This is a genomic window from Knoellia sp. LjRoot47 (assembly GCF_964253435.1).
In the GTDB taxonomy this organism is placed as follows: Bacteria; Actinomycetota; Actinomycetes; order Actinomycetales; family Dermatophilaceae; genus Knoellia.
On sequence record NZ_CAXUQS020000001.1, the window covers coordinates 1,308,195 to 1,328,209 of the forward strand.

A 20,015-nucleotide genomic window follows, 5' to 3' on the forward strand; every position below is an offset into this window, starting at 1 on the left:
TGGAGGACTCTTTGGGAGCCAAAGCATTCCCGCGCGCGGTGCGACTCCTTGAGTCTCGTTTCCAGAGCGGCGCATTTGTGCTGATCAGCGACTTCTAGAACGTTCGGAGGCGTACCCTCCACCCATGCAGGACAGTCTGTTCAGCCTGCAGGGGGATGAGGCAGTACTGGCCAAGCCACTGGATAGACGACCTCGACGCCTGCGAGTTCTCATCACCGTCACGGCTGCGCCCAATCCGTCCGCGAGCCACGGAGAAACGGTGTGCGTGGCTGGTTTGGAAGTTGGCGTCACGGGCACCAATTGGATCAGGCTCTATCCCGTGAACGTGAGGCACTTGGGCGATTCCGCGAGGTTCGGCAAGTACGACGTGATTGAGGTAGATGCCACCCCAGCAATCGCTGACTCCCGCCTCGAGAGCTGGAAGCCCGACATGAGCACGTTGAGGGTTGTCTCACGCCACAAGAAGCCTTGGGATCGACGAGCATGGATCGACCCGATGATCCGAGCGTCGATGTGCTCACTGCTCACCGCGGTTGCGGGAAACCCCGCTGCCCCATCCCTGGCCCTGATTCGTCCGGCCCGCATCGTCGGATTAGACATCGAACCCCACCCCGGCTGGACGCACGCCGAACAAAACAAGATCGATGCCTACGTCAACCAGTACGAACTCTTCGACGACAGGGCGAAGATCCCGCTAGAGGCCCCACGATTCAAGGCCTGGTACGCGTACGTTTGTGGCGATTCGGAGTGTCACGGACGGCACCGTCAGGGCATTCTCGATTGGGAACTGGTGGCCTATCAGCGCCGGCTCGGACGAGTTCCTGACGCGAAGGCAAGGCAAGCCATCGCGGACAGGTTCTTGGGGATGGTTTGCGATGCTCGCAAAGACACGTGCTTCTACGTCGGCAATCAGGCGAAGCACCGGAACACCTACAGCGTGATCGGCATGTACTACCCACCCCGTAGCTAGACGTGAACGGCGTTGACGCCGACGCGTGACCGAAGGTCGGCCACGACGACATCTCGGTGGCAGCGGCGGTGATCGGCCTCGAAGCACATCACGGCGATGACCTCTGACGACGCCTTTGAACCCAGGTCGCTTAGAGCCTTTTCCGCCTCGGCGCTCTTAAGCACCTGACGGAAGTGGGCAATTCCCTCGTCCAAGGGGCCCTTCCGAAAGCGCTCTCGGTTCTCCTTTGGATTACCCAAGCAGCGCAGGTGGACATACTCGATACCGGCGTCCGCAAGTGCCTGCCCCAGCCGAGTCTTCGAGAAGCCCACCCTGCGGCTTATGGCGTTGAGCCGGACATCAGCCAAGGTTCCAACGTGATGGGCCACCAGAAGGTTGACGAAGTCAGCGAGGTCTCGTCCCTCGTAGCCGACCGACACGATACCGAAGTTCAAGCTGCTCCTCGCGTTGCAGGCGGGCAGCCCCTTCGGCTGCGACATCAAGCATCCCACCCGTAAAGCGGGGAGGGGCGGGGTGCCCCCAATGCCCCTCGCACGGACCTGCGCCTGCCTGATGCTGCACAAGACGCGAGCGGGGGTTCCTTCGCTGATATGCCCCCGGGCCTTGGACTTCGAGCGGTCCCTCGGCGTCTGCCGGTCAAACTTGGCATCGAGAAGTGGATTCGCACCACCGGTCGCGCTGGATGCCATGTCACCTATCGGCGGAGGGACCAGCGGCTTCTGACCCCGCGCCCGCACCGGCCCGGCCGGGCGCTTCGTCCGGCGAAACCAGCGACGCCACCTCGGTGTGGCCACCCGCAGAGGCAGCCACACCGAGATGGAACACGCAGCGCTACACCGCTACCCGGGGCGTGCCCCGAGTCGCGGCCAGAGAAGCTGCGACCCGGTCAGCCCACCGTCCGGTACACCAGGCGGGACGCCCACTTGTCGCGGGTGGGGTCGAAGCCCAGAACGCTGCAGGGAACGACGATCTTCGTCCACGAGGAGTTGTACGCGGGTGCGGCCGCCTTGCACTTCTCGAGGCTGCGAGCCGCTGTGTCCGCGAAGAACCACACGCTCTGTTCGCTGCTCGCCTGAGCGGACGGGGCGCTCATCCCGACCACGGTCACGGTTCCCAGAACGGCGAGAGCGGTGGCACCAAACTTCCGACGCATCAGCAAATCCCCCTCTTTCGGCGAGGCAGAGGCCGACGACCCCCTTGTGAACCCCGCCAGCAGATGCAGGGTAGACGGTGAGGGCCGCTCGCGCTCGGTCAAGAGCGTCGCCGAGCCGGTTCGCCGGTGTCGCAGTGGTTTCGCAGCGGTTCCGCAGTGGCGGTTGCGACGGTCTGAGCCGTGCAGGTTTCCAGTGCACGAAGGTCCAGACCAGCGAGCGGGCGGATGGGCATGGGGGTTCTCCCGTGTTCGGCAACCCGATCACGAGCAGATTCGGGAGAACTGTCATGACAGACCATGAGGAACTGCAGCGCACCCCCAGCCGACGGATGCTGTTGGGCGGCGGCGCCGCCCTCGGCGGGCTGGCGATCGGTGGCATCGTCGGAGCGCCGGCAGCCAACGCCGCGTCCTACGTGCGGCCGGTGAAGAACCCCACCGCGCACCCGATCACGGCCCAGTGGCGCCAGCCCGGCAACTGGGCGGCCGGCTACCACACGGGCGTCGACATCGGCTGCCCCATCGGCACCCCCGTCTACGCGACCATCGGCGGTGACGTCCGCACCGGTCGGGCGAACTGGGGATCGGCTTACGGCACGATGATCCTCATCAACGACAACGTCGACGGCTCGGACTGGGGCTACTGCCACCTGTCCCGCCGTGTCGTGAGTGACGGCCAGCGGGTCGCCACGAACCAGCTCATCGGCTACTCGGGCAACACCGGCAACACGACCGGTCCGCACCTGCACCTCGAGCGCCGCCCGCGCTACGGCGGCTACGGCTCGGACAAGAACCCCAACCTGTGGCCCTGACACAGGTCTGAGGTCCGGCCATCGCCGGGAGGGCCTCCGGGTGCCGCGTGGACGTCCACGCCACCCGGAGGTCCTTGCGTTGGGCGCGGGCGCGGCTCAGGAACGAGGGGGCCTCAGCCCGCCGCCACCGCTGACGTGTCGACGCACACGACTCCACGGTTGCCGTCCTGGTCGGCGAGCACGGTGAGCCCGGGCGACTCGCTGTCGTCGACGACGACGCCGCCGGCGGCCACGGCAGCCGCGATCCGCTCCTCCACGACCTCCGGGGCCAGATAGACCTCGACGTGGAAGCGCTGGCCGGTCCCGTCGCCCTGCGGGGCGTCACCGAACCAGAGGTTCGGGGTGCGTCCGGTGGCGTCACGGACCTCGTCGCCGGGCGTGCCGCGTCCCTGCGAACCGGCGTCGCCCGTGAGCAGAGCCGCCCACACCGGGGCGATCACCGCCGAGTCCGCGGTGTCGAGACCGAGCTCGACCTCACTCACGGAGCTGGGGTCGGTTCCGAGCCCCTGCATGGCGGCGATCTCGCTGATCGTGCGCGCGAGGTCGACGTCCTGCTGCGTCACCCACTCGACGACGTGTTCGGTGCCCTCGTCATCGCGATAGATCGCGTCGGCCGTGACGAGCTCGAGGTCGACGTGGCCGACTCCGATCACCGCCCGCGGGTGGTGGCCCAGCGCGTCCCCCGCCTCGGCCACGGCGGTGACGAAGCGCGCCCCGACGCCGAAGTCGTCGATCACGAAGCGGGCGTGCAGCCCCTGCGCGAGCTTGCGCCAGTCGGTGAGGTTCGCCTCGGCGATCTGTGGCCCCCTGAGCATGTCCATGCAGCGAACCTACGCCCGGGCGACGCCCGAGGTCAGGTTCGCGCGATGCCGTCGTGGACGAGGGTGAGCCGCTCGGTCACGGGCTCCGGGGCACCCGCGCGCAGGCCGGCATACTCCAGCTTCCTCGGCCACGCCCGCGTCAGGGTGAAGGTCGCGACCCGCTGACCCTTGCGGTCGAGGACGAGGATCGCGACGGTGCGACGACCCGCGTCCGCGTCGGCGGTCACGTCGCGCATCCACTGCTCGAAGGTGGGTTCGGTGGTGAGGCCGCGCACGACGGTGACCTCGCCGGACTTCGTGCGGCCGGGCAGCTTGCGCACCACCTGGGTGCCGTCCGCCCCGCCCTCCCTGAACTCGACGACCTCACGTTCGACGGTCAGTCCGAGGACTTCGGTGAGCATCGAGACGCGCACCCCGTCGAGCTCGAGTCCGAAGCTGTGCCCGACCCCACCGTCGGGCTCACGACGACCTGGCACCGGGTCCTCCGTCCTGCCGTGCGCGACCTGTCAGGACGAGCGTGGCAGCGTCGGCGGCGGACCGTCAACGGTGGACGCGCACGCCCTTCGGGGTGGGGTGGCCCGCGCTGTCCGCATGACAGGTTGGTGGCATGAGCCCCGTGCAGATCCGCCCCGTCGGAGGCGCCGCCGGCTGCCTCACGATGATCGCCGTCTCCGTCGTCCTGTCGATCCTGCTCACGGTGGTGCTCAACCTCGTCCTGTGACGCCGTGACGTGGTCGTCGGCGTGCGTCATCCTGTCGTCATGTCCGCACGCACCAGCCCGTATGCCGTCCACGGCACCTGTGCCTTCCGGCTCATGCCGAACGACCCGCTCGCCGAGGGATCGTCGTCGGCGACGCTCACCACGATCGGTGACCAGGGCTTCACGTTGACCTACACGTGGGTGCACCCCACCGACGGTGAGCAGCAGGGCGCGCTCCTCGTCGGCGGCACTGGCGAGGGTGGTGCGGTCGAGGCCAGCCTCTTCGACACGTGGCACCAGCAGCCCGGCCTGATGTCGCTGCACGGCACCCGCTCCGGCGACGGCGTGGCCGTGGGCGGCACCTATCTCCAGGAGTGGGGCTGGAGCGTCGACATCGACCTCATGGGACACGAGGTGTCGATGACGATGCGCAACGTCGTGCCCGAGTCGGCGCTCGCGTCGTTGCCGCCGGACAGCCCGCCGATGAGCGCGGGTCCCTACGACGTCATGGTCGCGGTGTGGCGGGCGGCCATGACCGGCTGAGCCGGAACCGCGCCGTCCGCTCCGACGTCGAAGCGTCATGAGGAGACGGTGGCGGTGGCTCGCGCTCGCAGCGCTCGTCGCGCTGGCAGGAGTCGGTTCCCTGTATGCCGTCCAGCTGGCGATGGAGCGGTCCGCGGACCGGAGCGCGGGATGGCTGCACTCGCTGGACGAGGTGCGGGGGAAATGGGTCTCCCGCACCGGGTTCGCCTACGACGGCACCAGCCCGTGGACGAGACCGGTCACGCTGACCGTCGACGGTGACGAGCTGCGCTTCGACGTGGGGTGCAACCGGATGAGCGCCGTCGTCCACGTCGAGGACCACCGCCTCCGGTCCGAGCAGGGTGTGGTCACGACCGAGATCGGGTGCCCGCCGGAGGTGGCAGCCGCGGAGGCCTGGCTCGCGGCCCTCGTCACCGACGGGGCACAGGTGCAGCTCAAGGGGTCCACCGAGGGGCCGATGTTCAGCCTCGACACGAACGCCGGCTGGATCGGCTTCGTCCCCCGCTGACCCGGTGCGGCCGAGCGTGGGCCGTGTCGCCGCCTGCCACGATGACCGGGTGGACACGCTGAGGTCGATCGCCCTGTTCGTCGCCGCCGCGCTCGCCGAGATCGGGGGCGCGTGGCTCGTCTGGCAGGGAGTGCGCGAGCACCGCGGCTGGGTCTGGATCGGCGCCGGCGTCATCGCCCTCGGGCTCTACGGCTTCGTCGCCACGCTGCAACCGGACGCGCACTTCGGACGGATCCTCGCGGCATACGGAGGGGTGTTCGTCGCAGGCTCGCTCGCGTGGGGGATGGCGCTGGACGGCTTCCGGCCCGACCGCTACGACGTCGCGGGAGCGCTGCTCTGCCTCGCCGGGGTCGCCGTGATCATGTACGCACCTCGCTCGGCCTGAACCGCATCGCTGTCACCTCCGTGGGACATGCTGGAGCCATGACGATCCGCACCGGTACCACCGTGAAGTGGAAGTGGGGCTCCTCGTGGGCGAAAGGCTCGGTCACCGAGGTCCACCACGACTCGGTCAGCCGCACAACCAAGGGTGAGGAGATCACCCGCAACGGCAGCGAGGACGACCCGGCCTACGTCATCGAGCAGGAGGACGGCACGGTCGTCCTCAAGCTCGCCAGCGAGGTGCAGCGGGCGGACGGCGACTGACGGGTGGCCGAAGGTCACGCGGTCCACGGCATGGCGGCCCGACTGCGCCAGCTCGTGGGCCAGCCGGTGCGGTCGTCCTCCCCCAACGGGCAGCTCGACGCCGCGCTCTTCGACGAGCACGTCGTGGCCGACGCCCAGGCGGTCGGCAAGCACCTCCTCGTGACGGCGGTCGACGTGCCGCTCGCCGTGCACCTCCACCTCGCCATGGACGGCGGTGTCTCGGTGCGCAAGCACTCGCGCGCGCTCGATGGCGCCTATCCCCGCACCGAGCCACCGTCCCACGGCAACGTCGCCTGGCGCCTCCTCTCCGCGACCCACCACGCGGAGGTCACCGACCCCGCGGTGTGCGAGCTCCTCGACGAGGACGGCGTACTCGCCCTGCGAGCGCGCCTGGGACCCGACCCCTTGCGCGAGGATGCGGAGCCCGACCTCGCCAGGCGACGGATCCAGAACTCCCGCAGGCCGATCGGCGCACTCCTCATCGACCAGAAGGTCATCGCCGGCATCGGCAACGTCTATCGCGCCGAGCTCCTCCACCGCGCCCGGCTCGACCCCTTCATCCCCGGGCACGACATCGACGACGACACCTTCGCCGCCCTGTGGCACGACGCCGTCGAGCTGCTGACGCTCGGTCTCGGAGCCGGGTGGATCGTCACCGACGAGGTGCAGATGACCGCGGCGCGCGAGCTCCTCGTCCGTGGCGAGCGGGTGCCCCGCTGGCCCAAGAGGTATGCCGTCTACGGCCGTGCCGGGAAGCCGTGCCACGTGTGCGGAAGCACCGTGCGTGCCGAGCGCATGGGGCCGCAGCGCATGTTCTGGTGCCCGGGCTGCCAGCACTCCTGAGTCGCGGCGCCGCGAGGTGGCCGACCTCCGGGGCACGATGGGGGCATGCAGGCACTCGAGCTCCTCCTCGACGACGACACCGACGCAGTGGTGCGTGAGGAGTGGGCAGCCCTGCGGGACAGGGGTTTGCCGAGCCAGGCCGACCACACGGGCGAGACCAACGCGCCTCACGTCACCGTGCTCGCCACCGACTCCCTGCCGGCGACCGACGAGGAGCTCGCCTCGGCGCTGCGCCCCTTGCTGCCTGTCCCCGTGCGGCTGGGTCCGGTGATCGCCTTCCCCGGCCGCAGAGCCGTCCTCGCCCGCCTCGTCATCGTCGACTCCCGCCTGCTCACCCTCCACGAGACGGCGGTGTCGACGAGCCGGGCCGACGCCTCGCCACTGACCGCCCCCGGACGGTGGGTCCCGCACGTCACGCTCGCCCGCGGCTTACCGCTCGACCGGGTCGGTGAGGCCCTGGCGCTGGTGCGGGCCGCGGGGCACGACGGCACGGCCACGCTCCTGCGCCACTGGGACAGCGACGCACGCAGGACCACCGCGCTGGCCTGAGCAGGCCGTGAACGCCCGACGGCTGTCGGCGCGACGGCATACGTTCGTGTCCGTGCTCACCGCCGTCGCCGTCTCGGGATACCGCTCGCTGCGCGACGTCGTCGTGCCACTGCACGGGCTCGACGTCGTCAGCGGCGCCAATGGCACCGGCAAGTCCAGCCTCTACCGCAGCCTGCGGCTGCTGGCCGGGTGCGGGCGAGGGGACGTCATCGGCACCCTCGCGCGTGAGGGTGGTCTCCAGTCGGCGTTGTGGGCCGGCCCCGCGAGCCTCGACGGCGCGCGCAGGCGTGGAGCAGCCGTCCACGGGACCGTGCGCAAGGGTCCGGTCAGCCTCCGACTGGGCTTCGCCAGCGACGAGTGGGGCTACCTCGTCGACCTCGGTCTGCCACAGCAGGCGTCGGGCTCGGACGCCGGTGGCTCCGCGTTCCTGCGCGATCCGGAGATCAAGCGCGAGGTCGTCTGGTCGGGGCCGGTGATGCGCCCGGGGTCCGTGGTGGCCCGACGGAAGTGGGGCACGGTCGAGATCCGCACGGACGACACGGCACCCGACCGGGGGTGGGACGACGAGTGGGACACCGGTCGCCCGGCCGGCTGGGAGTCCGACCCCCAGCCACGCGAGACGGGACCGGGCCGGTCGCAGGCGCGGGGTTGGACCACGCTCACCGGGTCGCTGCGGCCGTGGGAGTCGATGCTCACCGAGCTCGCCGACCCCGACCGCGCCCCGGAGCTGCTCCAGGTGCGTCGGCTCATCCGCGGCTGGCGGTTCTACGACGGGTTCCGCGCCGACCCCGCGGCACCCGCTCGCCAGTCCCAGATCGGTACGAGGACACCGGTGCTCGCCGACGACGGGTCCGACCTGGCCGCGGCGCTCCAGACGATCCGGGAGAGCGGACGCGGTGCCCTGGACGCAGCCGTCGCCGACGCCTTCGACGGGGCGATCCTCGACGTGCCCGTCACGGACGGCCGGTTCGACGTCCACCTGCACCAGCCGGGGATGCTCCGGCCGCTCGCTGCCGCCGAGCTCTCCGACGGGACGCTGCGCTACCTCTGCCTGGTCGCAGCGCTGCTCACCGTCGACCCGCCGTCGTTCATGGTGCTCAACGAACCCGAGACCTCACTGCACCCCGACCTCCTGCCGCCGCTGGCCCGCCTCATCACGGCCGCCTCGGAGCGGAGCCAGGTCATGGTGGTCTCGCACTCGCAGGCCCTCGCGCGCGAGCTGGGTGAGGACGCCACCGGCGTCACGCTGGTCAAGGACCTCGGCGAGACCTTCGTCGAGGGACAGGGGCTGCTCACGACCCCGTCGTGGAACTGGGGGAGCCGGCGCTGACGCCGAGCACGGCGGTGGTCCCGCGTGTCCGGATGCCGGGACGGGCGTTGCCGGACGGGGACCCATCGCCACACTTGTGACCTGGATCACTTCGCGGGCGCCATCGTCGCCGTTCGCGCCATCCGTCCTCGAACTCCCCTCAGGAGACCCATGGCGCCCGTCATCCGTCCTGCCGTCAACCCTGCCCTCCATCCCGTCCTCGACGCGGTCACCGCCCGCGTCACCGAGCGCAGCGCCGCCATCCGCACGGCCTACCTGCAGCGGACCGCGCGCGCCGCCTCCGAGCTCAGCCTGCGCCCGGCCCGCACCGACCTCGGCTGCTCCAACCTCGCCCACGCCGTCGCGGCCTGCGGCGGCAGCGACCGCGACGTGATGTCCGCGACGAGCGGGGTCAGCCTCGGCATCGTCACGTCCTACAACGACATGCTCTCGGCGCACGCGCCGTTCGAGCGCTACCCCGAGCAGATCAAGGCGACGGCCCGGGACCTCGGCGCCGTGGCGCGGGTCGCCGGCGGTGTCCCCGCCATGTGCGACGGCATCACCCAGGGTCGGGCCGGCATGGAGCTCAGCCTCTTCAGCCGTGACGTCATCGCCATGTCGACGGCGATCGCCTTGTCGCACGACGTCTTCGATGGGGCCCTGCTGCTCGGTGTGTGCGACAAGATCGTGCCCGGCCTCGTCGCCGGCGCGCTCGCCTTCGGTCACCTGCCGATGGCGCTCGTCCCGGCGGGGCCGATGGCGTCGGGCCGCTCGAACGCCGACAAGGCCGAGACGCGCCGCGCGTTCGCCGCCGGTGACGTGGGGCGCGACGAGCTGCTCGGCAGCGAGGTCGCGTCCTACCACTCGCCGGGCACCTGCACGTTCTACGGCACCGCCAACTCCAACCAGCTCCTCATGGACGTCATGGGCCTGCACCTGCCCGGGGCCGCCTTCGTCCACCCCGACGACCCGCTGCGCGCGGCGCTCACCGCGGCCACCACCGCCCGGGTCGCCGAGATCGCCGCCTCGGACGAGCCCTACGGCATCGGGCAGATGGTCTCGGAGAAGTCCGTCGTCAACGGCGTCGTCGCGCTGCTCGCCACCGGTGGCTCGACCAACCACACGATGCACCTCATCTCGATGGCGGCCGCCGCGGGGATCGACCTCACCTGGGACGACTTCGACGAGCTCTCCGCCGTCGTGCCCTCCATCGCGCGCATGTATCCCAACGGCACCGCGGACGTGAACCACTTCCACGCGGCCGGCGGGACGGCATACGTCGTCTCGACCCTCCTGGACCACGGGCTGCTCCACGACGACGTCCTCACCCTCGCGGGCGAGGGCCTGCGTCGCTACGCCCAGCGCCCCGTCCTCGTCGACGGCCGGCTCGAGTTCGTCGACGTCGCTGCCACGTCGGGCGACGTCACCGTGCTGCGCGGCGCGGACGACCCGTTCACCGTCGACGGCGGCCTGCGGGTCCTGCGCGGGTCCCTCGGGCACGCGGTCATCAAGGTGTCCGCCGTGGCCGACGCCCACCGCGTCATCGAGGCGCCGGCGAGGGTCTTCACCGACCAGGTCGGCTTCCTCCAGGCCTTCTCACGACGTGAGCTCGACCGCGACGTCGTCATCGTCATCCGCGAGCAGGGTCCGAGCGCAAACGGCATGCCGGAGCTGCACGCGCTCACCCCCTCACTCGGCGTCCTGCAGAAGCGTGGGTATGCCGTGGCTCTCGTCACCGACGGACGCATGAGTGGCGCTTCGGGAGCCATTCCGGCGGCCATCCACGTCACCCCAGAGTCGGTCCACGCCGGACCCATCTCGAAGGTCCGCGACGGCGACGTCATCCGGCTCGACTCCGTCACCGGGCGGCTCGACCTGCTCGTCGACGCCGACGAGCTCGCCGCCAGGCCGTCCGCGCCGCGGGTCACCACCGACGAGCCCGGCACGGGGCGCGAGCTGTTCGCCCCGATGCGGGCAGCCGTCGGTCGGGCCGACGAGGGTGCCCACGTCTTCGGGCGGCTCGGTCTCGCACCAGAGCTCGCCACCGCCGCACCGATCCTGACCTCCGAGGAGACCCGATGAGCACCGTGCTGACCCCCGAGACGACCGCAGCGCAGAGCGCCGTGCCGGCGAACCTGCGCAGCGGCGCCGACGTGCTCGACCTCGCGCCGGTCATCCCCGTGGTCGTCGTCGACACCGTCGAGCAGGCCGTGCCGCTCGCCCGAGCCCTGGTGCGCGGCGGGATCCCCGTCATCGAGATCACCCTGCGCAGCGAGGCCGGTCTCGGCGCCATCGAAGCCGTCGCCTCGCAGGTCGAAGGCATGGTCGTCGGGGCCGGGACCGTCGTGACGCCGGAGCAGGTGCAGCAGGTCACGGACGCGGGCGCCCAGTTCGTCGTCACGCCCGGCTCGCCACCGCGGCTGCTCGAGGCGGCCCTCGCCAGCGGTCTGCCGCTGCTCGCCGGGGCAGGAACGCTCACCGAGATGCTCACCCTGGTCGAGGCGGGGCTCGAGGCGATGAAGTTCTTCCCCGCCGAGGCGAGTGGCGGCCGGCCCTACCTCTCGGCTGTCGCCGGGCCGTGCCCGCAGCTGCGCTTCTGCCCGACCGGCGGCATCACGCCCGAGACGGCGCCGCAGTGGCTCGCGCTCGACAACGTCGGCTGCGTCGGCGGATCGTGGCTCACGCCCAAGGATGCTGTTGCACAGGGGGACTGGGCCCGCATCGAGGGTCTCGCCGCCGAGGCGTCGGCCCTGCGCCGGCCCACCGACTGAGCGGAGCGGGTCGCGCGGACGTGACGGGACGGCATACGAGGACGTCGTTCCTCGTATGCCGCCCCGCCCCGGTCACGCCCAGAAGTCGCGGATCGCTGCGGCCAGCTCGTCCGGAACCTCCATCGAGGCGAAGTGGCCGCCACGCGGGTGCTCGGTCCACGACACGATGTCGGTGTTGTCGCGCTCGGCGAACGGCCTCATCGAGCGGAAGTCGTCGGCGAAGACGGCCACGCCGATCCGGCCCTCGTTGACCTTGGGCTCGACCGTCTGTTCGGTCCGGTAGTAGCGGGCCGCGCCTGCGCTGCTGTTGGTGAACCAGTAGAGGCTCACCTGGGTGAGGACCTGGTCGCGGGTGAGGGTGGAGGTGCCGTTGCCGAAGTTCTCGAAGAGCTCGTTGTAGGCCAGCTGGCCGACCGGAGAGTCGCTGAGGGCCGCCGCGATCGTCTGCGGGCGGGAGGCGTTCATCGTCGCGAAGCCGTTCACGGTCTGGAACCACCCCGCGAACTCGAGGGCCGCGTAGTCGGCCGGCGTCATCCGCTCGAACTCCGCCGGGTCCCCCGACGGGAACGAGAAGAGCTGGAGCACGTGGGCGCCGAGGAAGCCCTCGGGCGCCATCGCGGCGAGCTCGCGGGAGACGACCGCACCGTTGTCCGAGCCGTGCGCGCCGTAGGACTCGTAGCCCAGACCCCGCATGAGCGCGTCCCAGGTGCGGGCCACGCGGGGCGAGTCCCACTGGCCGTCGGACAGGGGTTGGCTGAACCCGATGCCGGGGAGCGTCGGGATGACGAGGTGGAACCGGTCGGTGAGGCGCGGGATGAGGTCGAGGAAGTCGACGAACGAGCCGGGGTAGGTGTGGGCGAGCAGGAGCGGGGTCGCGTCCTCGTTGGCCGAACGGACGTGGACGAGGTGGATGGTCTGGCCCTCGACCTCGGTGAGGAACTGCGGGTAGGCGTTCATGGCCCGCTCCTGGGCGCGCCAGTCGAAGCCGTCGCGCCAGTGGGCGACCATCTCGCGCAGGTAGGACACCGGGGCGCCGTTGCTCCAGTCGTCGGTGCCGGACTCGGAGACCGGCTCGGCGGCGAAGCGGGTGGAGGCCAGGCGGCGCTGGAGCTCGTCGAGCTCGACTTGAGGGATGTCGACGGTGAAGGGGCGAAGGGACAGGGCGGGGGACTTCTCGGTGGTGGTCATGAGAAGGACGGTATGAAGGGTTCCGGCACGTTTCGTTCCTGTTCAATGGGGGCTGGGCGACCTTTTCCTGACGACCATGAGGAGACTCGATGCTGCAGACCTCGACCCGGCTGCTGGCGCTGCTCGGTCAGCTCCAGGCGCGCGACATCGTCTCCGGCGTCGAGCTGGGCGCGCGGCTCGGTGTCGGTGAGCGGACCATCCGCAAGGACGTGGAGCGGCTGCGCGAGCTCGGCTACCCCATCGACTCGGTGCGTGGTCCGGCCGGCGGCTACCGCTTCGGTGACCACGGGCGGCTGCCCCCGCTGCTCCTCGAGCCCGATGAGGCGGTCGCGGTGGCGGTCGGCCTCGGGGCGGTGGCCGCGGTCCGGGGCGTCGAGGAGTCGAGCGTGCTCGCCCTGGCCAAGCTCGAGCAGGTGCTGCCGGACCGGTTGCGGCGGCAGGTTCGCGCGCTGCACGAGAGCACGGACGTCGGGCCGGCCAACACCGCAACCAACGTCGAGGCGCCCGAGGTCGACGTCGCTCTGCTCGCCGAGCTCGCCGCCGCCGTGCGAGACCACGAGGGGCTGCGGTTCCTTCACCGGCCCGGCGCCGGTGACGCCGAGGAGCGGGTCGAGGCCGATCCCTACCGGCTCGTGAGCTGGCAGGAGCGCTGGTACGTCGTCGCGCGGCGTCGGCCGACCGGGACGTGGCAGGCCTTCCGGGTGGACTGGCTGACCCTGCGGGTGCCGGGTGCGGGGCGCTTCGTGCCGGCACCGCTCGAGGGAGGTGACTACGCCGCCTTCGTCCTGCGCGACGTCGCGTTCTCGGGCTGGAAGGTCCACTGCCGGATCGCCGTCGACGCCCCGGCTGACGAGGTCCTCGGCCGGATCAACCCCACAGTCGGGGTCGTCGAGACCGTGGACGAGGGTCACAGCGTCCTCGTCACCGGCGGTGACAGCGTCGAGGTCGTCGCCGTGTGGATCGGCATGCTCGGGCTCGACTTCCACGTCACCGAGCCGCCCGAGCTCGTCGAGCACGTGCGCCTGCTCGGCCGGCGCTACTCCCGGGCCGTGCGCTGAGCCCGACGGGGAGCCGACTCGGCTCCCCGTCGGGAGTCGGGTTCAGCCGGCGCAGTCGACCGATTTCGCGCCCGCGACCCAGGTCGCGACCATCTGGAACGGCAGCTCGGAGCCGGCACCGAAGTACTCCAGCCCCTTGCCGTTGGCGCCGTTCGGGTTCATCCGGCCCGTGTGCTTGGGGTCGCCGATCGTCATCTTCTCGTTGATCTTGATGGCGACGGGCAGCTTGGCTGCGCGCAGGGCGGCGTAGCCGGCGTCGACGGCGGCGTCGCACCCGGCCTCGTAGCCCGCCTCGAAGACGGCGCCGTCCTCCGCCGTCAGGACGAACCAGTTGGGGGAGGCGGGGCCGCCGAGGCTGTACATCGGGACGAAGCAGTGGTGGGCCATCGCGGGTGCGGCGGCGAGGACGGCGACGGTGCCGGTGGCGGCGACGGCGAGCCCGGCGCGGCGCAGGGTGGAGCGGTTCATGGTGTTCCTCCGGGGGTGGGTGACCGGCGGCCCGTCCTGGGACGCCGTGGTACCCGAGAACGGTGGCTGCCACCGCGTCCCGACCGACAGGGTCAGGTGTCCCGGAAGGGCGGGAGGTGCGGCCATGGCCCGGCCGTCCCAGAGGTCACTGCAGTGTGTGGGAGTCCGAGGCGCCTTCGCTGTCGTCGCTGTCGTCGGACGAGTCGACGGTGAAGAACGAGAACCCGCCGTCGACCTCGAGGACGCACAGCTCGATGTCGCGCAGGCGGCGAATCCCCTTCTCGCGAGCGGCCTCTTCGACGTCCTCGATCGTGAGGTGCTCCGACGACAGCACCTCGAGGAGCGGTGCGCCGTCACGCACGACGACGCGCGCCCGTCCGGACAGCAGCGGCCGGGTGACCGGGAAGCGGTAGTGCGTCCAGGCCAGGAGCAGGCTGAGGACGCAGAACGTCGTCACCGCCAGCGCCGCGGCGCTCAGCGAGTAGTCCTCCTGCACCACACCCTGCGCGACGAGGTCGCCGAGGGTGACGACCATGATCATGTCGAACGCCGAGAGCTGGGCGACCTCGCGCTTGCCCGAGACCCGGATGACGAGCCACAGCAGCAGGAAGATGGCCGTGGCCCGCAGGACGATGTCCATCAGGGCACCACCCTCACGCCGAAGTCCGCTCCCACCACGGGGGCGTCGTCGACGAGCACGGTGGCGCGGCATCGCTCGTGGCCACCCCACTGTCCCGGGGCCGCGCGTGCATCGAGGCTGACCTCGAGCACCGACCCCGACGGCGGGTCGAACTCGTAGAGGAGGCGACCCGGTGAGCTCGTCTCCGCGGACGGGTTCGGGTACCAGTTCTGGAAGTCGAGGTGGTCGAACAGGCCGTCGCACAGCGCGATCTGCACCGGCTGGGTGAAGCCTTCGGCGTGCTCGACCCGGAGGTGGAGCGGCGCCGGCTGTCCCGACCGGGTGATCGAGGCGTGCTCGACGGTCAGCCGCCAGCCACCGGCGGAGGCCGTCTCGGTGCTCGTGCGCGGGCCGAGGAGCCCGGCCATGCCTGCGACGACGATGAGGACGACGATCGCCAGACCGGTGCGGTGCGCCAGCTGGCCACGGAAGCCACGCGGCGCCTCGACCAGGTCCTCGGTCGTCGAGTCCGTGCGAGCCACGACCCGACGCTAGGACCTGGGCCGGGACGCCGCACCGCGCCACGCGGGTGTCGGGCCCACCGTTTCGGCAGCCCGGTGACTCACGAGTCGGCCCGGGTCACCCGGTAGTCGATCGGCTTGCAGACCCCGCCGTTGGACTTCTCGGCCGAGCAGGCCGTGATGCCGACGTGGAGGGCCATCTCGGCTCTCACCGAGAACCGGTCTCCCGCAACGCTCGTGGGCGGGTCGATGTGCAGCTCGCCGGTCTCGTCGGCCCAGACGTTCATGAAGACGTTGAGCGTCGTCCCGATGTCGTCGGGGCGGACCCCGTGGGGCTCCAGCGCACCGACGAGGTTGCCGAAGCAGCTCGGGTGCTCGGCGCCACCGAGGTCCGGGTAGAGGATGTCGAACGTCTGCTGGCTGCACGGGGTGAGCAGGAAGTCGTGGCTGCCGCAGGTGTCCTCGACGACGGTGAGCATCGGGCGGCTCCGGTTGCTCCACAGCCGCGAGCCCGTGGTGAATCGGATGCTGTTCTCGAAGTCGATCGAGCGGCCCGACGAGAGCCGCTCGGCGACGTCGTCGGCGCTGACGCAGTAGAGGTCGCTCACCTGCACCCCGGTGGGGTCGAGCAGGGTGAGGACGTCGCCGGGCGCAAGGCGCACCGAGGTTCCGGTCTGCGGCGCGAGCCGTGAGAAGCCGTCGGCGAGGTCGTGAGTGTCGGTGGTGTCGCTCGTCACCGACCTCACGGTGCCATGTCCGCGTTCTCGAGCGGCGCCCGCCACGACGGGTCGACGGCGCGACCGGAGTACTGCCGGGCCTCGGACTGCTCGCCGTGGTCGGCCACCATCGGGTTGACCGAGCCCTGCAGGTCGAGGTCGCGGCTTCGGATGAGGTCGCGCATGCGCTCGTAGCGACCCGAGGCCTTGAGCTCCTCGAACTGCGAGTGCAGGTTGAACACGAGGACGGGCCATGGGGTCCGGCGCGCGTCGCGGGAGGCGCCCGGGTGCAGCCCGACGACGAAGTACGCGATGCCGCCGATGCTGAACGAGAAGTCCACGTCGGCCGGGTCGCTCGACACCTCCGCGTTCCACGGGGTGTCGTCGAAGTCGTGGAGGTGCTGCAGCGTCGTCCAGAGCCGGTCCTCGAACGCGCGCTCGCTGGGCGGCGCCTGGCCTCCGAACGCCGCGACGAGCGAGGTGAACCCCTCGTCCGGGTCGGCGTCGTCTCCGAAGTCGCGCAGCGCCTGGTAGACGTCCAGGCTGCTGCTCGCGCTCCCGAGCCGTCCGGTGGTGACGATCCGGGCGCGGTCGCGGTTGAACACGGCGCGGGCGCCGAGGCAGGGGTACTCGGGGTCGAGCACCCACTGGGCGAGGTGGTCGTGGACCGCGTCGACGGTGGGCTCGGGCGCAGGGGTGGGCACCGCGGCGCCGGCAGGGGTGGGGGTGGTGCTCATGGGGGCCTCCTAGGCACGTTGCCTCGACGGTAGGCAGCCGCCGGAAGGAGCCACTACCTCCCTACGGGTGCTGGCCGTGCGACGCACCTCACGCCCGGGGTCTCCACGTCCTAGGGTTGTAGCCATGGATGCACCCGCACCAGCTCCTCGCGCCGACCTGCGGGTCGCGCTCTTCGCGACGTGCTTCAACGACACGATGTGGCCGGAGACGCCCAAGGCCACGGTGCGCCTCCTCGAGCGGCTCGGGTGCCGGGTCGAGTTCCCTGCCGCGCAGACCTGCTGCGGCCAGATGCTCACCAACACGGGGTATGCCGGCGAGGCCGTCCCGCTCGTCCGTCGCTTCGTCGACGTGTTCGGGGACTACGACGCGGTGGTTGCGCCCTCAGGGTCGTGCGTCGGCTCGGTCCGCGACCAGCACGCGATGGTGGCCCGGCGCGCAGGCGACGAGGGCCTGGCGAGCGAGGTCGAGCAGGTGGCGCCACGGGTGCACGAGCTGTCCGAGTTCCTCGTCGACGTCCTCGGTGTCACCGACGTGGGCGCGTGGTTCCCCCACCGCGTGACCTACCACCCGACGTGCCACTCGCTCCGGCTGCTGCGGGTGGGGGACCGGCCGCTACGGCTCCTCCGGGCTGTCGAGGGCATCGACCTCGTCGAGCTCCCCGGTGCGGACGAGTGCTGCGGCTTCGGGGGCACCTTCGCCATGAAGAACTCCGACGTGTCCGTCGCCATGGGCACCGACAAGGCGGCACACGTCGTCGAGACCGGTGCCGAGGTCGTCGTCGCCGGCGACAACTCCTGCCTCGCGCACATCGGAGGGATCCTCGGGAGGCAAGGGGCCGGCATACGCAGCCTGCACCTCGCCGAGATCCTCGCCTCGACGAAGGAGGACCCCGCATGAGCGTTCCGGTCCAGCGCACCTCACCGACCTTCGTGGGTATGCCGTCCTTCCCCGAGGCCGCGCGTGAGGCGCTCGCGAACACGCAGCAGCGCCAGAACCTCCATGACGCGACGCACACGATCCGCGAGAAGCGGGCGGCCGTCGTCGGCGAGGTCCCCGAGTGGGAGGCGCTGCGGGTGGCGGGCGCGGAGGCCAAGGACGAGGCGCTGACTCACCTCGGCGACTACCTCGAGCAGCTCGAGGCGAGCCTCACGGCCAACGGCGCGACGGTGCACTGGGCGCGGGACGCCGACGAGGCCAACGCCGTCGTCGTCGAGATCGCGCGGGCCAAGGGAGTCGACGAGGTCGTCAAGGTCAAGTCGATGGCGACCCAGGAGATCGAGCTCAACGAGGCCCTCGAGGCTGCGGGCATCGCGGCGTGGGAGACCGACCTCGCCGAGCTCATCGTCCAGCTCTTCGGCGACCGGCCGAGCCACATCCTCGTGCCCGCGATCCACCGCAACCGCACCGAGATCCGCGACGTCTTCCTGCGCGAGATGGCCAAGGTCGGGCGTCCGGCGCCGGAGGACCTCACCGACGAGCCGACCCGGCTCGCCGAGGCTGCACGGCTGCACCTGCGCGAGAAGTTCCTGCGGGCCCGCGTCGCCGTGTCGGGCGCGAACTTCGCCGTCGCCGACACCGGGACGCTCGTCGTCGTCGAGTCCGAGGGCAACGGGCGCATGTGCCTCACGCTGCCCGAGACGCTCATCTCGGTCGTCGGCATCGAGAAGGTGCTGCCGACGTGGGACGACCTCGCGCCGATGCTCCAGCTGCTGCCGCGGTCGAGCACGGGCGAGCGGATGAACCCGTACACGACCATGTGGTCCGGGGTCCACGACGGCGACGGGCCGCAGGAGGTCCACGTCGTCCTGCTCGACAACGGTCGCAGCCACGTGCTCGCCGACCGCGTCGGGAGGCAGGCGCTGCGGTGCATCCGGTGCTCGGCCTGCCTCAACGTCTGCCCGGTCTACGAACGCACGGGTGGGCACGCCTACGGCTCGGTCTACCCGGGGCCGATCGGCGCCGTCCTCAACCCGCAGCTGCGGGGCACGGCGAGCGAGGTCGACCAGTCGCTGCCCTATGCGTCGTCGCTGTGTGGCGCGTGCTTCGACGCCTGCCCGGTGCGGATCAACATCCCCGAGCTGCTCGTCGAGCTGCGCGGCACGGTCGCCGAGCAGGGCGGGCACCGGGCCGAGTCGGCGGCCATGAAGGCCGCGGCGTGGGTGCTGTCGGATCCTCGTCGGCTCGCGGTCGCGCAGCGCGGTGCGACGACGGTGGGGCGCCTCCTCGGCGACCGGACGGTGCATCGGGTGCCCGGACTGGGCGCCTGGACCGATGCCCGTGACGTGCCGAACCCGCCCAGGGAGACCTTCCGGCAGTGGTGGGCCCGCGAGCGTGGCGACGGAGGCACGCAGGTGGGCGGACGGCATACGGAGGACGGCCCGGACCGACCGGGAGGTGAGCCGTGAGCGCCCGCGACGAGATCCTCGCCCGGGTCCGGTCGGCCACGTCGGACGTCACGACCCCAGCGCGACTGATTGCGCCACGGCGAGGCGAGGACGGATCGGACGGAGGGCAGATCGCCTCGCGATGGGGCAATCAGTCGCGCGCCGTCGGCGAGTCGATCGACCTGTTCGCCGAGAACGTCGCGGACTACCGGGCAGAGGTGCTGCGCGTGCCCGCCGAGGAGGTGGCCGCGACCGTGGCGCAGACCCTGCGCAGGCGTGGCCTGGGCTCCGTCGTCGTGCCCACCGGTCTCGACGCCGGGTGGCGGGCGGCGCTCGCGGACGTCGCCACGGTCGTCGCCGAGGGCGAGGCCGGTTCGGCTGCCGAGCTCGACCGGGTCGAGGCGGTCGTCACCGCGTCGGCCGTGGGCATCGCGACGACGGGCACGATCGTCCTCGACCACGGCCCGGACCAGGGCAGGCGTGAGCTCACCCTCGTCCCCGACACGCACGTGTGCGTCATCCGGGCCGACCAGGTGGTCCACGACGTGCCGGAGGCCGTGACCCGGCTGGGCGGAGAGGCGCACCGGGGTCGGCCGCTCACCTGGGTCAGCGGACCGAGCGCCACGAGCGACATCGAGCTCCAGCGGGTCGAGGGCGTCCACGGTCCCCGGACCCTCGTCGTCGTCATCGCCGGTGGCTGAC

Annotated in this window: 25 protein-coding genes; 15 read left to right on the plus strand and 10 right to left on the minus strand. The window is 71.1% G+C overall.

From position 1 onward, the window contains the following. The first annotated feature begins 124 nt into the window (after positions 1-124). The gene (locus ACSQ11_RS06360; RefSeq protein ID WP_436004103.1) at positions 125-970 is read left to right on the plus strand and encodes a hypothetical protein; all 846 of its coding nucleotides are present in this window, start codon (positions 125-127) and stop codon (positions 968-970) included. Here the strand turns inward: ACSQ11_RS06360 and ACSQ11_RS06365 are convergent. Together ACSQ11_RS06365 and ACSQ11_RS06370 are read right to left on the minus strand one after the other, a co-directional pair. Next, complete coding sequence (locus ACSQ11_RS06365; RefSeq protein ID WP_436004104.1) at positions 967-1,449, minus strand: DUF488 domain-containing protein; 483 nt, start codon at positions 1,447-1,449, stop codon at positions 967-969. The two genes, ACSQ11_RS06360 and ACSQ11_RS06365, sit on opposite strands and share 4 nt — an antisense overlap. Before the next feature lie 407 nt (positions 1,450-1,856). Beyond that, positions 1,857-2,225: a hypothetical protein gene (locus ACSQ11_RS06370; RefSeq protein ID WP_436004106.1), complete on the minus strand. Its 369-nt coding sequence runs from the start codon at positions 2,223-2,225 to the stop codon at positions 1,857-1,859. Positions 2,226-2,410: 185 nt separating this feature from the next. Between ACSQ11_RS06370 and ACSQ11_RS06375 the strand changes: the two genes are divergently transcribed. Then, positions 2,411-2,932, plus strand: a complete 522-nt coding sequence (locus ACSQ11_RS06375; RefSeq protein WP_436004108.1) for a M23 family metallopeptidase — start codon at positions 2,411-2,413, stop codon at positions 2,930-2,932. 113 nt (positions 2,933-3,045) lie between these two features. On the opposite strand, the gene ACSQ11_RS06380 is transcribed toward ACSQ11_RS06375, so the two are convergent. Both ACSQ11_RS06380 and ACSQ11_RS06385 read right to left on the minus strand, forming a co-directional pair. Next, entirely contained in the window at positions 3,046-3,753 is a 708-nt protein-coding gene (locus ACSQ11_RS06380) for a 4a-hydroxytetrahydrobiopterin dehydratase (protein WP_436004110.1), read from the minus strand. Positions 3,754-3,785: 32 nt separating this feature from the next. Continuing rightward, complete coding sequence (locus ACSQ11_RS06385; RefSeq protein ID WP_436004112.1) at positions 3,786-4,229, minus strand: phage tail protein; 444 nt, start codon at positions 4,227-4,229, stop codon at positions 3,786-3,788. A gap of 284 nt (positions 4,230-4,513) precedes the next feature. Between ACSQ11_RS06385 and ACSQ11_RS06390 the strand changes: the two genes are divergently transcribed. The 9 genes from ACSQ11_RS06390 (at position 4,514) to eda (ending at position 11,621) form a co-directional block, all read left to right on the plus strand. Next, entirely contained in the window at positions 4,514-4,996 is a 483-nt protein-coding gene (locus ACSQ11_RS06390) for a hypothetical protein (RefSeq protein WP_436004114.1), read from the plus strand. A 37-nt stretch (positions 4,997-5,033) separates the two neighbouring features. Beyond that, complete coding sequence (locus ACSQ11_RS06395) at positions 5,034-5,504, plus strand: META domain-containing protein (RefSeq protein WP_436004116.1); 471 nt, start codon at positions 5,034-5,036, stop codon at positions 5,502-5,504. A 49-nt stretch (positions 5,505-5,553) separates the two neighbouring features. Beyond that, a complete protein-coding gene (locus tag ACSQ11_RS06400; RefSeq protein ID WP_436004118.1) occupies positions 5,554-5,889 on the plus strand; it encodes a YnfA family protein in 336 nt (111 codons plus the stop codon). 38 nt (positions 5,890-5,927) lie between these two features. After that, on the plus strand, positions 5,928-6,149 hold the full coding sequence (locus tag ACSQ11_RS06405) for a DUF2945 domain-containing protein (protein ID WP_436004120.1): 222 nt from the start codon (positions 5,928-5,930) through the stop codon (positions 6,147-6,149). A gap of 30 nt (positions 6,150-6,179) precedes the next feature. Then, positions 6,180-6,992 (plus strand): Fpg/Nei family DNA glycosylase, encoded by an 813-nt coding sequence (locus tag ACSQ11_RS06410; RefSeq protein WP_436004122.1) that lies wholly within the window; start codon positions 6,180-6,182, stop codon positions 6,990-6,992. 45 nt (positions 6,993-7,037) lie between these two features. Further along, a complete protein-coding gene (locus ACSQ11_RS06415; protein ID WP_436004124.1) occupies positions 7,038-7,541 on the plus strand; it encodes a 2'-5' RNA ligase family protein in 504 nt (167 codons plus the stop codon). Positions 7,542-7,593: 52 nt separating this feature from the next. Then, on the plus strand, positions 7,594-8,871 hold the full coding sequence (locus ACSQ11_RS06420) for an AAA family ATPase (protein WP_436004126.1): 1,278 nt from the start codon (positions 7,594-7,596) through the stop codon (positions 8,869-8,871). A gap of 150 nt (positions 8,872-9,021) precedes the next feature. Next, positions 9,022-10,932: a phosphogluconate dehydratase gene (gene edd, locus ACSQ11_RS06425; RefSeq protein WP_436004128.1), complete on the plus strand. Its 1,911-nt coding sequence runs from the start codon at positions 9,022-9,024 to the stop codon at positions 10,930-10,932. Continuing rightward, on the plus strand, positions 10,929-11,621 hold the full coding sequence (gene eda, locus ACSQ11_RS06430) for a bifunctional 4-hydroxy-2-oxoglutarate aldolase/2-dehydro-3-deoxy-phosphogluconate aldolase (RefSeq protein ID WP_436004130.1): 693 nt from the start codon (positions 10,929-10,931) through the stop codon (positions 11,619-11,621). The genes edd and eda overlap by 4 nt, the downstream gene beginning before the upstream one ends. A gap of 72 nt (positions 11,622-11,693) precedes the next feature. Here the strand turns inward: eda and ACSQ11_RS06435 are convergent, their stop codons facing one another. Further along, complete coding sequence (locus ACSQ11_RS06435; RefSeq protein WP_436004132.1) at positions 11,694-12,809, minus strand: epoxide hydrolase family protein; 1,116 nt, start codon at positions 12,807-12,809, stop codon at positions 11,694-11,696. Positions 12,810-12,898: 89 nt separating this feature from the next. On the opposite strand from ACSQ11_RS06435, the gene ACSQ11_RS06440 reads away from it, so the two are divergent. Further along, a complete protein-coding gene (locus ACSQ11_RS06440; RefSeq protein WP_436004134.1) occupies positions 12,899-13,867 on the plus strand; it encodes a helix-turn-helix transcriptional regulator in 969 nt (322 codons plus the stop codon). Positions 13,868-13,909: 42 nt separating this feature from the next. Here ACSQ11_RS06440 and ACSQ11_RS06445 read toward each other — a convergent pair whose 3' ends face one another. The 5 genes from ACSQ11_RS06445 to gntA all read right to left on the minus strand — a co-directional run bounded on the left by ACSQ11_RS06445 (position 13,910) and on the right by gntA (position 16,928). Further along, entirely contained in the window at positions 13,910-14,335 is a 426-nt protein-coding gene (locus tag ACSQ11_RS06445; RefSeq protein ID WP_436004136.1) for a hypothetical protein, read from the minus strand. Between the two features lie 145 nt (positions 14,336-14,480). Further along, positions 14,481-14,975 (minus strand): DUF421 domain-containing protein, encoded by a 495-nt coding sequence (locus ACSQ11_RS06450; protein WP_436004138.1) that lies wholly within the window; start codon positions 14,973-14,975, stop codon positions 14,481-14,483. Further along, on the minus strand, positions 14,975-15,496 hold the full coding sequence (locus ACSQ11_RS06455; protein ID WP_436004140.1) for a hypothetical protein: 522 nt from the start codon (positions 15,494-15,496) through the stop codon (positions 14,975-14,977). Before ACSQ11_RS06455 ends, ACSQ11_RS06450 begins: the two co-directional genes overlap by 1 nt. 80 nt (positions 15,497-15,576) lie before the next feature. Continuing rightward, on the minus strand, positions 15,577-16,212 hold the full coding sequence (locus tag ACSQ11_RS06460) for a DUF1989 domain-containing protein (protein WP_436004142.1): 636 nt from the start codon (positions 16,210-16,212) through the stop codon (positions 15,577-15,579). 5 nt (positions 16,213-16,217) lie between these two features. Beyond that, positions 16,218-16,928 carry a guanitoxin biosynthesis heme-dependent pre-guanitoxin N-hydroxylase GntA gene (gene gntA / locus ACSQ11_RS06465; RefSeq protein WP_436004144.1) on the minus strand — a complete coding sequence of 237 codons (711 nt, stop codon included), beginning with the start codon at positions 16,926-16,928 and terminating at the stop codon, positions 16,218-16,220. A 124-nt stretch (positions 16,929-17,052) separates the two neighbouring features. Here gntA and ACSQ11_RS06470 point away from each other — a divergent pair, with 124 nt between their 5' ends. From ACSQ11_RS06470 to ACSQ11_RS06480, 3 genes are read left to right on the plus strand one after another with little or no spacing between them, the layout of a single operon-like run. Further along, positions 17,053-17,826 (plus strand): (Fe-S)-binding protein, encoded by a 774-nt coding sequence (locus ACSQ11_RS06470; protein WP_436004147.1) that lies wholly within the window; start codon positions 17,053-17,055, stop codon positions 17,824-17,826. Next, positions 17,823-19,334, plus strand: a complete 1,512-nt coding sequence (locus ACSQ11_RS06475; protein WP_436004149.1) for a LutB/LldF family L-lactate oxidation iron-sulfur protein — start codon at positions 17,823-17,825, stop codon at positions 19,332-19,334. Before ACSQ11_RS06470 ends, ACSQ11_RS06475 begins: the two co-directional genes overlap by 4 nt. Further along, positions 19,331-20,014: a LutC/YkgG family protein gene (locus ACSQ11_RS06480; RefSeq protein WP_436004151.1), complete on the plus strand. Its 684-nt coding sequence runs from the start codon at positions 19,331-19,333 to the stop codon at positions 20,012-20,014. The genes ACSQ11_RS06475 and ACSQ11_RS06480 overlap by 4 nt, the downstream gene beginning before the upstream one ends. The last annotated feature ends 1 nt before the right edge of the window (position 20,015 follow it).

Bases quoted from the DNA above. Each gene is read 5' to 3' on its own strand.
- ACSQ11_RS06360 (WP_436004103.1), top strand. From the start codon at position 125: ATGCAGGACAGTCTGTTCAGCCTGCAGGGGGATGAGGCAGTACTGGCC.
- ACSQ11_RS06365 (WP_436004104.1), bottom strand. From the start codon at position 1,449: ATGTCGCAGCCGAAGGGGCTGCCCGCCTGCAACGCGAGGAGCAGCTTG.
- ACSQ11_RS06375 (WP_436004108.1), top strand. From the start codon at position 2,411: ATGACAGACCATGAGGAACTGCAGCGCACCCCCAGCCGACGGATGCTG.
- ACSQ11_RS06380 (WP_436004110.1), bottom strand. From the start codon at position 3,753: ATGGACATGCTCAGGGGGCCACAGATCGCCGAGGCGAACCTCACCGAC.
- ACSQ11_RS06390 (WP_436004114.1), top strand. From the start codon at position 4,514: ATGTCCGCACGCACCAGCCCGTATGCCGTCCACGGCACCTGTGCCTTC.
- ACSQ11_RS06395 (WP_436004116.1), top strand. From the start codon at position 5,034: ATGAGGAGACGGTGGCGGTGGCTCGCGCTCGCAGCGCTCGTCGCGCTG.
- ACSQ11_RS06405 (WP_436004120.1), top strand. From the start codon at position 5,928: ATGACGATCCGCACCGGTACCACCGTGAAGTGGAAGTGGGGCTCCTCG.
- ACSQ11_RS06410 (WP_436004122.1), top strand. From the start codon at position 6,180: ATGGCGGCCCGACTGCGCCAGCTCGTGGGCCAGCCGGTGCGGTCGTCC.
- ACSQ11_RS06415 (WP_436004124.1), top strand. From the start codon at position 7,038: ATGCAGGCACTCGAGCTCCTCCTCGACGACGACACCGACGCAGTGGTG.
- edd (WP_436004128.1), top strand. From the start codon at position 9,022: ATGGCGCCCGTCATCCGTCCTGCCGTCAACCCTGCCCTCCATCCCGTC.
- eda (WP_436004130.1), top strand. From the start codon at position 10,929: ATGAGCACCGTGCTGACCCCCGAGACGACCGCAGCGCAGAGCGCCGTG.
- ACSQ11_RS06435 (WP_436004132.1), bottom strand. From the start codon at position 12,809: ATGACCACCACCGAGAAGTCCCCCGCCCTGTCCCTTCGCCCCTTCACC.
- ACSQ11_RS06440 (WP_436004134.1), top strand. From the start codon at position 12,899: ATGCTGCAGACCTCGACCCGGCTGCTGGCGCTGCTCGGTCAGCTCCAG.
- ACSQ11_RS06445 (WP_436004136.1), bottom strand. From the start codon at position 14,335: ATGAACCGCTCCACCCTGCGCCGCGCCGGGCTCGCCGTCGCCGCCACC.
- ACSQ11_RS06450 (WP_436004138.1), bottom strand. From the start codon at position 14,975: ATGGACATCGTCCTGCGGGCCACGGCCATCTTCCTGCTGCTGTGGCTC.
- gntA (WP_436004144.1), bottom strand. From the start codon at position 16,928: ATGAGCACCACCCCCACCCCTGCCGGCGCCGCGGTGCCCACCCCTGCG.
- ACSQ11_RS06470 (WP_436004147.1), top strand. From the start codon at position 17,053: ATGGATGCACCCGCACCAGCTCCTCGCGCCGACCTGCGGGTCGCGCTC.
- ACSQ11_RS06475 (WP_436004149.1), top strand. From the start codon at position 17,823: ATGAGCGTTCCGGTCCAGCGCACCTCACCGACCTTCGTGGGTATGCCG.